Source organism: Alkalicoccobacillus porphyridii (genome assembly GCF_007293315.1).
GTDB lineage: Bacteria > Bacillota > Bacilli > Bacillales > Bacillaceae_D > Alkalicoccobacillus > Alkalicoccobacillus porphyridii.
Window position 1 is genome coordinate 1 of record NZ_VLXZ01000003.1, and the last position, 11,751, is coordinate 11,751.

The following is an 11,751-nucleotide window of genomic DNA, read 5'->3' on the forward strand; positions in this document are numbered from 1 at the left end:
TAAAGCAGGTTGCTGACATCAATACTAATGTTTCCAGATTCGTTTCCGCTCTCATTAAGAACATCACTTAGAATTTGTGTAATATCATTCATCTCTGGTCACCTCCCTATTTCTTTCAGCTTCCGTTTCAGTTGTTCATATTAAAGCAGGTTGCTGACATCAATGTCGAGATTGCCAGATCCGTTCCCGCTCTCGTTTAGAATGTCTCCTAAAATTTGCGTGATATCGTTCATCTCTGGTCACCTCCTATTTTTTTCAGCTTCCGTTCAGTCATTCATATTAAAGCAGGTTGCTGACATCAATACTAATGTTTCCAGATTCGTTTCCGCTCTCATTAAGAACATCACTTAGAATTTGCGTAATATCATTCATCTCTGGTCACCTCCTATTTCTTTTAGCTTCCGTTTCAGTTATTCAGATTAAAGCAGGTTGCTGACATCAATATCGAGATTGCCAGATTCGTTCCCGCTCTCGTTAAGTACATCACTTAAAATTTGCGTGATATCATTCATCTCTGGTCACCTCCTATTTTTTTCAGCTTTCGTTTCAGTTATTCAGATTAAAGCAGGTTACTGATTTCAATATTAATGTTTGCGGAGTCATTCCCACTCTCATTAAGAATGTCACTTAAAAGTTGAGTCACATCAGTCATATCTCTCGCCTCCCTTTTTCCGTCTCATAAAGCTAACGGAAGAACTACTTTCTTGGATCACTTTTTTGCCTATGTTTTTTTAGAATCGTTTTACACAGCCTATAGTAGATGATTAATATCTACATCTAGATTGCCAGATTCATTGCCACTCTCACCGAGAATGTCACTCAAGATTTGCGTTACATCTGTCATGATGTCTCACCTCTCTTGCTCTTTCATAAAAGCTAACGATACAATAATGAGATTGGATCACTTTTAGAGAAACTTTTTTAAAATCTTTTTTCTGATAGGCTTGTAATCGCTGATGTGTCAGTACTTCCCCAGATACTCTCCACTACTCACTGACAACCTCAGATGGCTCCGACTCTCTCCCCGCTTCATCAACAGACGTGATGTAATATCTATGCCCGCCTGCATCAGGATCCACAAACGTCTTCCTCTCATTCGCAGCCACACGACCTACTTCTTCAAACTCATCATCCGTCCCATCACGATACACGACATAGCTCACAATATCGTCTTCTCTCACTGCATGCCAACTTACAAATGTTCCTCTAACCTCCACATTTGTGGGAGGATCAGGCCGTTCCTCTTCTTGTTCCTCCACCTGCCCCTCCTGAGTACTTAAATCAGCCGTCCCGTCCACCGCTTGTTGATCGTAGACGTCTTTTGCATAAACATAAACAACCCAGAGTGATAATAGACCACACAAGACGAACACCGTCATTTTCTTCATCCATCTCACCTCGTATCTATATAAAGAAAACGTAAGAATTGACGATTTAGATCACTTTAGTGGCGGCATAAAAAATGTTTAATAGTAAGTGCTATGAACTAAATAATAAATAAAGCGCTTAGATCAGGGTTTCTGTGCTGATCTAAGCGCTTTATTAAGGATCCATTCATCTCACGGGAATAAAAGACAGAAAAACAATAAAAAGATTCGGTCTAACCCTATTTTGGGATCGACGGACGAAGAACAATCAATTATCTCTACGTATAAATAATACTTTCAAAAAGTTACCTTCCTTATACTGATTAAGGTATGGATAATCCTCTGGAACAGTATATTCTTCAATAATGGTATAGCTAACTTTTTGACTAGTGAAAGCTTGTTCTACAAAAGACTTAAACTTCCGCATTCCTAACACACTATTGTTTGTGGAGGCGACAATGACTCCATTCATGTTGGTGATGGCAATGGCCTGCTTAAGGAGCGTGGCGTAATCTTTAGTGACACTAAAGGTCTGTTTTTTAGAGCGAGCAAAGCTTGGTGGGTCTACTACTACTAGGTCAAAGCTAAGCTGTTTCTTCTGAGCATATTTAAAATATTCAAAGACATCCATCACATGAATTTTTTGCTGCTCGATCTCCACATCGTTAACAGAGAACTGTTCGATGGTCCGCTCCTTACTTCTTGAAGCCAAGTCCACACTTGTTGTGTGCACTGCGCCGCCCATAGCGGCTGCCACTGAAAAAGCGCCTGTATATGAGAACGTATTAAGGACCGTTTTCCCTTTTGAATATTGTTCTGTTATACGCTTACGTACCTCACGTTGATCAAGAAAAATACCCGTCATCGGCCCGTCATTAAGATAGACGGCATAGGTTATCCCGTTCTCCAGGATGAGTAAGGGTTCTGGCGCCTTCTCTCCTTCTACAAAGTCATCATCTTCTACGTAGGCTCCATTTTGGGCAAAACGTTTTTTCTCATAAAGACCAACAAATGGGTAGGTTCTTTTTACCGCTTCAATGATCCAGTCTCTCATTGTGTATATACCTTCGCTGTAATATGTTATGACCCCATATTCGGCGTAAAAATCAATGGTAACGCCTCCCACTCCGTCTCCTTCTCCGTTAAACACACGAAAAGCGGTTGTCTGGTCATCAGCAAATAAGCGGCCCCTTAACGCAAAAGCTTTTTGAATTCGTTGCATAAACAGCTGCTCATCAATACGATCCGTTTTGTTTGTACTTAGAATCCAGCCCCGTCCTTTGTTTTGGCTACCATAATATCCTGAAGCAATAAACTGCTCGTTCTCATCTTCAATTGTAAGGAAATCCCCTTCAAGAAGAGGCTCTTCCGCTTGTTCTATTAATTCCTGCTCAACTAGTGGAAACCCGCGCTTATACAAGGACGCTAGTCGACTATCTGCGTACAATGTAATATTCTGTCTACTCATTTTATCTCATCCTATTCATTCTGCCGTGTCATTCATCAGCCAAGTATACCATATTCAACTTGGTAGCTCGCTTGGGCTAAAGGGTGAAGGACTGTATGCTTCGTTTCTCGTGATCTTCAAGCGTTTCATATTCCCCATTGGTATATTCGTGAATCACTTTTTTCCAGAACGCCTGCGCTGGTTTGTTTTCTTTTAACTGAGCAACTACCCAATTTCCTCGCCAACGCTTAAATACTTCAAAAGCAGCTTTTCTTCCAATTCCTTTTCTTGTGTATGGTTTCAACACAAAGAATTCATTAATCGAGTTAGGTGAGGAGTCTGATGTCGCTTCCAGAAGAACAAAACCTGCGAGTTGTTGATCTACTTTAATAAATAAAGGAGTGAGATGCTGCTCACTCCAGTATCCATCGAGCTTAAATGGCTCGAATTTACCGTTACCTTCTATATTTATATCATCTAGGTATTCACTGAATTCATAGATATAAAATTGCATAAGATTATGCAGGATTGGCGCCTCTTCTTTTTTAACCGGTATGATCTGTACGTCCACAGGATGTCCTCTCCTTTATATATCTACCTTCTTTTATTATGCATAATAACTCGCCTAAAACACAAGGTTATCTAATAAATGCTAATCCCTCTCATAAAAAAAAGAACAATGGCATCGTTTCAGCCATTGTCCGGATCATCATTTCACTTTATTCCTGTTTAAATTCCATATAAACCGCATGAGTAACAAGGAAGTCATCCACTCCATATTTTCCATCAGTTCCGCCTAAGCCGGATTGACGCATGCCTGCGTGATAGCCTTGAACAGCTTCAAAGTTCTCACGATTTACAAAGGTTTCTCCATACAATAATTCATCGGCGGCACGCATCGCCTCATGATAGTTCTCTGTGTAAATGGAAGAGGAAAGGCCATATTTTGAATCATTTGCCCATTCTATTGCATCTTCAAATTTCGTGTAGGTCATGATTGGAAGAACCGGTCCAAAAATCTCTTCCTGTATAATTTCAGAGCTTTGTTTCACGTTGGTAAGAATCGTTGGCTCATAGAAAAAGCCTTGCTCCACTTCTGCGGGTTGACCACCTGTAACGAGTTCCGCGCCTTCTTCTACTGCACGCTGAACCATTTCGTGAATCCCTTGCATGTGATCCTTGTTAATGAGTGGACCAATATCAGCATCTTTGTTTTCAAGAGGATTGCCATAGGTTGTTTCTTTAAACACCTTCGTCAGCTTTTGAATAAACTCTTCAGCAACATCATCATGAACATATACACGCTCCGCATTTGTACAAGCTTGTCCATTGTTCGTTAGCCTTGATCCCGCAATATGCTTTACAGCCAAATCAAGATCTGCATGCTTGGTTACAATAGCTGGCGCCTTACCACCCAGCTCCAAATTCACTTTTGTGATATTCTCAGCTGCTGCTTCCATTACCTTGGTTCCTGCGCCAACGCTACCAGTCATGGTTACCATAGCAACCTTAGGATGTTTAGCCAGTGTGTTACCTACACTTGAACCCTTCCCAGTAACAAGGTTATAGACCCCGGCAGGAAGCTCTGACTCATCAACAAGCTTCGTAAACTCCACCGCTGTATTAGGCGTTTGCTGACTCGGTTTAAGAATGATAGAACAACCAGTAATTAAAGAGGTAGCGACCTTTCTTGCTAGAATAAATACTGGGAAATTCCATGGCACAATGCCACCGACAACCCCTATTGGTTTCTTTTGTAATAGTATTTGCTCATTGGGACGATCACTTGGAATGATCTCTCCACCAATTCTTCTTGCCCATTCAGACATATAGTAGAAATAATCTATGGCCATTTGAACTTCTCCATCTGCTAACTCATAGGCCTTGCCCTGTTCTTCTATCAATAATTCAACAAAACGTTCTTTATTTGCCTCAAGACTTTGCCCTAAATCACGTACAATCTTGCCTCGTTCTACCTGCGTTTGTTTTGACCATTGTTTTTGAGCGTTGTAGGCCGCTTCAATAGCTTGATTGGTTTCGTCCTCTGTTGCATTTGCTATTTTTGAAATGACTTTTTCCGTTGATGGATTCACAACATCGATTATTTCATCTGACGTTGAATCGACGTATGCTCCATTTATATATAATTGATGAGTGTTCATGGTTTACCCTCTCCTATCAAACAAATCAAAGTTTCTTCTCATTAATCGAAATACCACTTGGACGGTAATGCATCTTTATATGTGAATGAACTTCATTTGCACCAAGGTCAATGCTTTTGTCGTTTACCTTTTTGATGACAGCAAATACAGTATCAAGCTCTCCTTCAACGACTGTTTCCATCGCCCCCACTTCATAAGTCAATCCAGATTCTTGTATAACTCTCACAATTTCTGTTAGTATTCCGTCTGTATGGTCGTCTTTACCGTTTGGAAGGATTTGTATTCCGGCTGTTACTGTAGACATATCAGATCACTCCTCCATTAGATTGTACAGACTGTGTACCCCACACGAATATTCACAAACATTGTATTCGCTTCACAAAAAATTCATTAGCTTTTGCGTATTCATCCTTCATCAAGTAGTACAATAGAGGATATAACCATCTGTATAGGAAGGGTGTACGAGATGAACAATCCATTTAAACAATTTAAAGTGGTCGGATATTTAGAAGGTATTTCATTCCTTCTGCTTTTAGGTATTGCCATGCCTCTTAAATACATTTGGGGAATGGATATGGCTGTTACAATCGTTGGGGCTGCCCACGGCGGATTATTTGTTCTATATGTTGCGGCTATTTTCTACATGATGATTCGTGTACGCTGGACATTGCTAACCGCTCTTTTAGCGTTTATTGCTTCCATCGTTCCATTTGGCCCTTTTATCTTTGATGCCAAAGTATTAAAGCACCAAGAAGCAGCCACTTCATTCGTCACGAAATAATTTTTTGCCTGTCATATACTAAGATCGACTTTATGGGAATCATTTCCTTATCGTTTTTTTAATCTTTATGTTTTAACCAAAGCAAGGTGGGTAAACATAGAGCACAGGAGGCGATAGATATGAAACCAATATATAAAGAATTCAAAAATGACGAAGAAGTAGTGACAGCAGTATCTTCACTAAAATCACAAGGTGTAGAAGAGGACAACATTTACGTAATTACACATGATGACGATCGTACGAATCGTGTGGCTGATAACGCAGATGCAAACACGGTGGGCGTTAACGAAACTGGTTTGGGTACTTCTATCAAAAATGTATTCCGCAAAAAAGGTGACGAGCTTCGCGCTAAATTCGAAGAGCTTGGATTTAGTCAACAGGAAGCTGAGTCATTGGAGAACAAGCTTGATGAAGGTAAAATTATTCTAGCAGTGAAGGATGCACCCACAACTTTAAATATTTAAATCAACAAAAAAAGCTCCCATCGCTTGGGAGCTTTTTTAATGTTGTAAGGCTAAAAGTTTGGTTTTAATAGGGTCATATATATTATTGATCATGTCAAAAGGAACGGGTTTGCTAAAATAGAAGCCTTGAACCTCGTCGCAGTTTATCTTTTTTAGTAACTCAACCTGCTCTTCTGTTTCCACACCTTCAGCCGTGACAAGAATCCCTAATTTTTGTGCAAGGGAAATTAAGGACGTTACAATATGATAATCCTTCGAGCCCGTAGTCACGTTTTGGATAAACACTTTATCGATTTTTATCTTATCAACAGGCAGCATACGCAAATAATTAAAGGATGCATGACTAACACCAAAATCATCAATAGCAATACGAAAGCCTGCTTTACGCAAACGCTTCAAATTCTCAACGGTTGCTACTTCATTCTTTAAAATAGAATGCTCCGTAATTTCTAATTCAATATGCTGTGGGTCCACCTCATGTCTTTTGGTGGCATTAAGTAACACAGATTCAAGCCGCTTGGACTCTAATGTCTTTGTTGATAGATTTACCGAGACTCGAAGATGATTATGTAATAGACCACCAATTTGTTTACAAACCCTATTAATGACCCACTCATCAATGGTCTCAATGATTCCACACTCTTCAGCTACTAAAATAAATTGATCCGGTGAAATAAAGCCTAGCTTTGGACTAAACCAGCGTATAAGCGCCTCATAATGAATAACTTCTGTCCGCAAATGAATAATTGGTTGGTAATAAATCGTAAATTCTTGGTTTTCAATCGCCTTTTTTAGTTCTCGTTGCAGCATATTTTTGTCTAAATGACCGCTTTGGTGACTTTTAGACTCTTTGAACGTTTTAATTTGATTACCGCCATGCTGTTTAGCCTCAAACATGGCTCGATACGCTTTCATTATAAGCCGGTCAACCGTTTCCTCAGCGTCTGCCATCCTAGAAATTCCTATGCTTGCTGTAACGGGAATTTCAATTCTATTTACAAAAAAAGGGTTCTCTAAAGCTGACTGTAACGTTTCGGAAAGCTTCTCCACTGTCTGCCCATCTTCCGTACATATGATAAGCTCGTCTCCAGTAACACGAGAAAGCAAAGCTCGATCAGCTAATAATAACCGGAGTCTGTTAGCAATATCTGTTAAAAAACTCTCAATTCGAACATGTCCTATTTTGTCTATAATATTATTAAATTTATCTATATTTATATATATAAGTGCTAGGTTTCCATCTTGTTTACGCTGATATTCCAGCTTCTGTTGGACGAATTCTCTAAAATAATTAAAGCTAGGCAATCCTGTTCTTATTTCAAATGATCCTTCATTCGTTCTTTTTATACGTTCTGAATAGACTAATAAAAATACATCCTCAACATTGTCCAACTTTATAGGGACATGAACTGTTCTCTCTGTTTCATTCGTATTTATCTTTTCATCATATACAACAGCTTCATTATCTTCTATCGCTTTACGAAACATTGAATCTACACGTTGGGATACATACATGGGAAGCACTTCATCCATAAACTTACCTACAGATTCTTCACCAAGGTATTCTGAACCCTCCGATTTCGCACTAATATATTCATATCGAAACCGGCCATCCACATGTTTAAGTAAATATACCGTGTCATATGCATTTCGCAAAGCAGCGGCTAGCTTCATAAATTGAATATTAGTTTGTTTAGTCAAGGTCGTTTATAGACTCCTTTCTCCTGCGTCCACTCAGAAGTCTCTACTTATATATCGTAAAAAACGTTGATGATTTAAAGTGCTCCCACTAAATAAGTTAACTGTTGTAGATTTAGGGCTTTATTCACTCCTTTGGATTTGTATTCATCTCTTTCTTTTTCTTACGCTCTTTTACTATTTTCAGAATAACTGGATACAACACAGGTCCCCATCTGAGGGCTAATCTAATAATTCTTGGCATCATTCATCTCTCCTTCAATCATTCTATGCCCTTAACATTCCCTCCCTTTTCAGAAAAGAAACATTTCTCCCGTTTTTACGTTATGATTATAGGGAATACGTGAATATTGACTGAAGAACAGGCAGGTGATGACATGAACAGATGGGTATCCACGTCCGAAAAGTCTGGATTTTTACATTGGTTTCTAAAAAACCACCGATTGAAACGAAAAGATTCGCGATTAATTCTTGATTATCTGATAAATCATCCACATATATTAGAACATGTAACCTTTACAGATACAGTTTCTCCACAAGCAAAAACAATTATTATTTCTAGCATGCAATCAGATGAACAAGGCTTTGTATATTACAATCAGTCCGTCAAAAGCGAGGATCCCTCCAAGGTACTTGGTGATCTAATGGCTCATCCAAGCGCTAAAAGGAACTTAATCATTCATTTCTATGGGAGTCATATCCACGCCACCTATCAGCAATTACTACAAACTCCCATCAAAGAACAATATCAAAACTATAAACGCTTTAAGCGCTATGAAGATGAAACGAAAGTCTTACTTGATCAGGTCAAACAAACAACAGACCGAAACACGCTTCTCGCAGAGATTGACGCTGCACTTGATGATCGAAATGAAGCGCTTTTTAAAGAATTGACTATTCGCCTTAGAGAATTGGATGAGAGCATTCCTTAAACCGAGTGAAGCTCATGTATTTTCTGTAGCGCTAATGTAAGCAGCAAGGGTGCGGTTTCAGTTGAATAAGAGAGCTGAAGCCGTTCCGTTCGTTTATGAGCGTCCTTACCAAAAGGTCCAATATTCATTGTTGGAATATCGATATTTGCAATCTCTTTAAGGGGCACATGATAATCGTATCCAAACAAGGGCATATGCTTCTCTAGCGATTCAATGGTTTTTTGATTTCCACTGCTTCTGCAATAGCTCACATCAGACAGCCCTGGGAAGAAGGTTTTCTCTGCTACTTCCTCGCCACACTGTTCCAATGCATATTGCGTGACTTGTCGAACCACAGATAATAATGCCCGATCTGTATCCTTATCCAAATGAACGTGCGGATAATAAGGGGGTTGTAGCAGCACTAAATAAAAGGGTGCCAAGTCGAGAAAGTAACCAGATAACCTCCTTGCAATGGCTAACGTCTTCTCTGAATAATCCTCTTCTTCGATATCAACAGCTCGAATCACATCTTGATAAACACCTTGAAAGGTTTGACCATATTTATCAATGCCTAGCTTATAAAGATGCTCTAAGGTGTAAACCCTAGGCTTTGGAGGTTCACTAATCAGTCCATTTGGAACATGGGTCTGGGCAGACCTTAAGGACACAAGACGTTGATAGATGCGTTCGCTCGCAGTTTCACACGCTTGTGTTACTTTGTGAATCACTCCATCAGGTGAGGTAGCTAACGTTAGCACATTATAAAGCAAATACGCCTCATTTGGAGTTTGAACATCATAGCTTTCTTTTATATCTCTAATGCGTAAACAAGTTGGTGATGGCGACTTCTCGCCCATCGCTTGATCGGCGAATACCTCTGACCATTCCATCTCTACGGCAATTTGAGCAGCCATTACGGAAGCATTAATTCCCTCCAAAGGCTGTCCTACATGTGTTTCCCGGCCAAGACAATAGATAAAAGGTAAGAGCTTACCTGTCGAGCCAGTATAGATGTATTTACGATGATCATTTGGATAAGAGGAAAAGTTCGGTTCACTGCATATACAAGCATCAAAGCTCCAGCCAGCTTCTCTCATATCATGTAATTCCCCAACCGCTGCGAACATTCCTTTTGAAAGCATTTCCTCATCAGGAACCGCAACTAAAATGAGATTTTGTTTATTTCCTGGTGTTTCACTTATATCCTGTAGGACAGATAACTGCATGGCCAAACCTGCTTTCATATCCATGGTTCCTCTGCCAAATAGATAATCATTAGAATACAGGTCCTGTTGCGCGTGTGCATCAAGAAAGCCTTCATTTTCTCTCTTTAATTCGCCTTCCAATTGGGCTGGCGTAAAAGCGTACGATTTGTATTGACCAAAATCATCTACCCCAACCACATCAAAATGACTTAGCAAAAGAACACCACGTTTAGAGTCTGGATCTCCTTCCATCCTTGCCACAATTGCCTCTCTTTGAAGAGGATCCCCTTTAATCGGCACTCGCTTAATATGGTGAGCATGGCTTTTGTAGTAATCCATTCTTTGAAGAATCGTCACAATCGTATCAACCATCTCACATTCACCTTTTGTGCCGGATATACTTGGCTGATTCACTAATTCTAATGTTAATTGCTTTACTCGATCCGCATGTTCATACTGCAAAAATGTTTTCTGCCCCATCAGCTTCGCCTCTCTCTTTAATCGCTCATTTACTTTATGCATAAAATGCCTATTGTGACTCTAAGGAGTAAATAACTTCTCATATGTAAGGGGTATCATCTTCATCATATCAAGATTGTTGAAATGTGACGAATGATTTTTTTAGCAAGTAACCTTTGTTGTGAGGTTATCTCCTGATCTTTTTATGACCTTAAATTATTGACATTTTTGCAGAGGACTATTATTGTTTACTTAAGGCAACTTTTAGTCGCTTGTCTTACTTTTTCTTGCTCTGCACGATATATAAAGGAGTTTCACTCTATGACACAAATGAGTCATTCTATATATATATGGCTAATAGCTGCTATTTTGGTATTGTCGGGTTGCCAGTCTACCTTTGTACAACACGACCCTAATCAATTAAATGTCGTCACCACAACGGCACAAATTGCTGATCCTCTGCGTATAATTGGAGGCGACCGTATTCAGGTAACCAGTCTAATGGGACCAGGAATTGATCCACATCTATATGAAGCCTCACAGAGGGACATTAGTCGAATAGAACAAGCGGATGTATTGTTTTATAGTGGATTGCACCTGGAAGCTAATATGAATGTAATCTTTGAGAATACTTCTGTACCAACACTTGCATTCAGTAGTGCAACTGAGAGCTCCGAGCTGCTTGAAGATCCTGAGTACCCAGGTTCAATTGATCCTCATATTTGGTTTGATATAAATTTGTGGTCTGCAGGTATTGAAGCCGCTGTTGAACAATTAAAAGTGCTCTCTCCTCAGGATGCCGCATACTTTGAGGAGAACAAGCAGAACTACTTAAACGAGCTTCAACAATTACAGGAGTATGCCTCCGCTAAACTTGGCTCTTTAGATGAGAGTAAACGAGTACTCGTGACTGCTCATGATGCTTTTCAATATTTTGCACGTGCGACTGATATGGATGTTGTTGCCTTGCAGGGCCTAAGCACTGAATCCGAAATTGGCATCTCTGATGTACAGTCGACGGTGACGACGATTGTAGAACGGGATATTCCCGCTGTATTTGTAGAAACAAGTGTAAATGAAAGAGCCATTCAATCAGTGATTGAAGGCGTTAAAAGACAGGGGCATCAGGTGCAACTAGGTGGTGAACTCTACTCTGACGCAATGGGAGAAGAGGGAACCGAGACAGGAACATATATTGGAATGTACAGATATAATGTGAATACCATTTACGATGCTCTTTCAGGAGGGACATAA

12 protein-coding genes are annotated in these 11,751 nt (G+C 39.8%); 4 read left to right on the forward strand and 8 right to left on the reverse strand.

Annotation, left to right across the window (positions count from 1 at the left end):
- Positions 1 to 986: 986 nt before the first annotated feature.
- The 5 genes from FN960_RS05455 to FN960_RS05475 form a co-directional block, all read right to left on the reverse strand.
- Positions 987 to 1,388, reverse strand: coding sequence for a fibronectin type III domain-containing protein (locus FN960_RS05455; protein ID WP_143847689.1), 402 nt, complete (start codon positions 1,386 to 1,388; stop codon positions 987 to 989).
- A gap of 247 nt (positions 1,389 to 1,635) precedes the next feature.
- Positions 1,636 to 2,835: a class I SAM-dependent rRNA methyltransferase gene (locus FN960_RS05460; protein ID WP_143847690.1), complete on the reverse strand. Its 1,200-nt coding sequence runs from the start codon at positions 2,833 to 2,835 to the stop codon at positions 1,636 to 1,638.
- 76 nt (positions 2,836 to 2,911) lie between these two features.
- Complete coding sequence (locus FN960_RS05465; protein ID WP_260681931.1) at positions 2,912 to 3,385, reverse strand: GNAT family N-acetyltransferase; 474 nt, start codon at positions 3,383 to 3,385, stop codon at positions 2,912 to 2,914.
- 148 nt (positions 3,386 to 3,533) lie between these two features.
- Positions 3,534 to 4,976 (reverse strand): aldehyde dehydrogenase, encoded by a 1,443-nt coding sequence (gene aldA / locus FN960_RS05470; RefSeq protein WP_143847691.1) that lies wholly within the window; start codon positions 4,974 to 4,976, stop codon positions 3,534 to 3,536.
- A gap of 25 nt (positions 4,977 to 5,001) precedes the next feature.
- Positions 5,002 to 5,280: a thiamine-binding protein gene (locus FN960_RS05475; protein WP_143847692.1), complete on the reverse strand. Its 279-nt coding sequence runs from the start codon at positions 5,278 to 5,280 to the stop codon at positions 5,002 to 5,004.
- Between the two features lie 162 nt (positions 5,281 to 5,442).
- On the opposite strand from FN960_RS05475, the gene FN960_RS05480 reads away from it, so the two are divergent.
- Both FN960_RS05480 and FN960_RS05485 read left to right on the forward strand, forming a co-directional pair.
- A complete protein-coding gene (locus FN960_RS05480; RefSeq protein WP_143847693.1) occupies positions 5,443 to 5,757 on the forward strand; it encodes a DUF3817 domain-containing protein in 315 nt (104 codons plus the stop codon).
- A 119-nt stretch (positions 5,758 to 5,876) separates the two neighbouring features.
- Positions 5,877 to 6,221: a YflT domain-containing protein gene (locus FN960_RS05485; RefSeq protein WP_143847694.1), complete on the forward strand. Its 345-nt coding sequence runs from the start codon at positions 5,877 to 5,879 to the stop codon at positions 6,219 to 6,221.
- Between the two features lie 36 nt (positions 6,222 to 6,257).
- Here FN960_RS05485 and FN960_RS05490 read toward each other — a convergent pair whose 3' ends face one another.
- Both FN960_RS05490 and yxzF read right to left on the reverse strand, forming a co-directional pair.
- The gene (locus tag FN960_RS05490; RefSeq protein WP_143847695.1) at positions 6,258 to 7,922 is read right to left on the reverse strand and encodes a putative bifunctional diguanylate cyclase/phosphodiesterase; all 1,665 of its coding nucleotides are present in this window, start codon (positions 7,920 to 7,922) and stop codon (positions 6,258 to 6,260) included.
- A 124-nt stretch (positions 7,923 to 8,046) separates the two neighbouring features.
- Entirely contained in the window at positions 8,047 to 8,166 is a 120-nt protein-coding gene (gene yxzF / locus FN960_RS24910) for a small protein YxzF (RefSeq protein ID WP_498034073.1), read from the reverse strand.
- A gap of 103 nt (positions 8,167 to 8,269) precedes the next feature.
- Here yxzF and FN960_RS05495 point away from each other — a divergent pair, with 103 nt between their 5' ends.
- Positions 8,270 to 8,851 carry a YpiB family protein gene (locus tag FN960_RS05495; RefSeq protein WP_143847696.1) on the forward strand — a complete coding sequence of 194 codons (582 nt, stop codon included), beginning with the start codon at positions 8,270 to 8,272 and terminating at the stop codon, positions 8,849 to 8,851.
- On the opposite strand, the gene FN960_RS05500 is transcribed toward FN960_RS05495, so the two are convergent.
- A complete protein-coding gene (locus FN960_RS05500) occupies positions 8,848 to 10,518 on the reverse strand; it encodes a M20/M25/M40 family metallo-hydrolase (protein ID WP_185970936.1) in 1,671 nt (556 codons plus the stop codon). The two genes, FN960_RS05495 and FN960_RS05500, sit on opposite strands and share 4 nt — an antisense overlap.
- Before the next feature lie 300 nt (positions 10,519 to 10,818).
- Here FN960_RS05500 and FN960_RS05505 point away from each other — a divergent pair, with 300 nt between their 5' ends.
- The gene (locus tag FN960_RS05505; RefSeq protein WP_260681932.1) at positions 10,819 to 11,751 is read left to right on the forward strand and encodes a metal ABC transporter solute-binding protein, Zn/Mn family; all 933 of its coding nucleotides are present in this window, start codon (positions 10,819 to 10,821) and stop codon (positions 11,749 to 11,751) included.

What these genes read in the sequence shown, in the direction of transcription:
- FN960_RS05455 (WP_143847689.1), bottom strand. Translation starts at nt 1,388, where the DNA reads ATGAAGAAAATGACGGTGTTCGTCTTGTGTGGTCTATTATCACTCTGG.
- FN960_RS05480 (WP_143847693.1), top strand. Translation starts at nt 5,443, where the DNA reads ATGAACAATCCATTTAAACAATTTAAAGTGGTCGGATATTTAGAAGGT.
- aldA (WP_143847691.1), bottom strand. Translation starts at nt 4,976, where the DNA reads ATGAACACTCATCAATTATATATAAATGGAGCATACGTCGATTCAACG.
- FN960_RS05500 (WP_185970936.1), bottom strand. Translation starts at nt 10,518, where the DNA reads ATGGGGCAGAAAACATTTTTGCAGTATGAACATGCGGATCGAGTAAAG.
- FN960_RS05485 (WP_143847694.1), top strand. Translation starts at nt 5,877, where the DNA reads ATGAAACCAATATATAAAGAATTCAAAAATGACGAAGAAGTAGTGACA.
- FN960_RS05460 (WP_143847690.1), bottom strand. Translation starts at nt 2,835, where the DNA reads ATGAGTAGACAGAATATTACATTGTACGCAGATAGTCGACTAGCGTCC.
- yxzF (WP_498034073.1), bottom strand. Translation starts at nt 8,166, where the DNA reads ATGATGCCAAGAATTATTAGATTAGCCCTCAGATGGGGACCTGTGTTG.
- FN960_RS05475 (WP_143847692.1), bottom strand. Translation starts at nt 5,280, where the DNA reads ATGTCTACAGTAACAGCCGGAATACAAATCCTTCCAAACGGTAAAGAC.
- FN960_RS05505 (WP_260681932.1), top strand. Translation starts at nt 10,819, where the DNA reads ATGACACAAATGAGTCATTCTATATATATATGGCTAATAGCTGCTATT.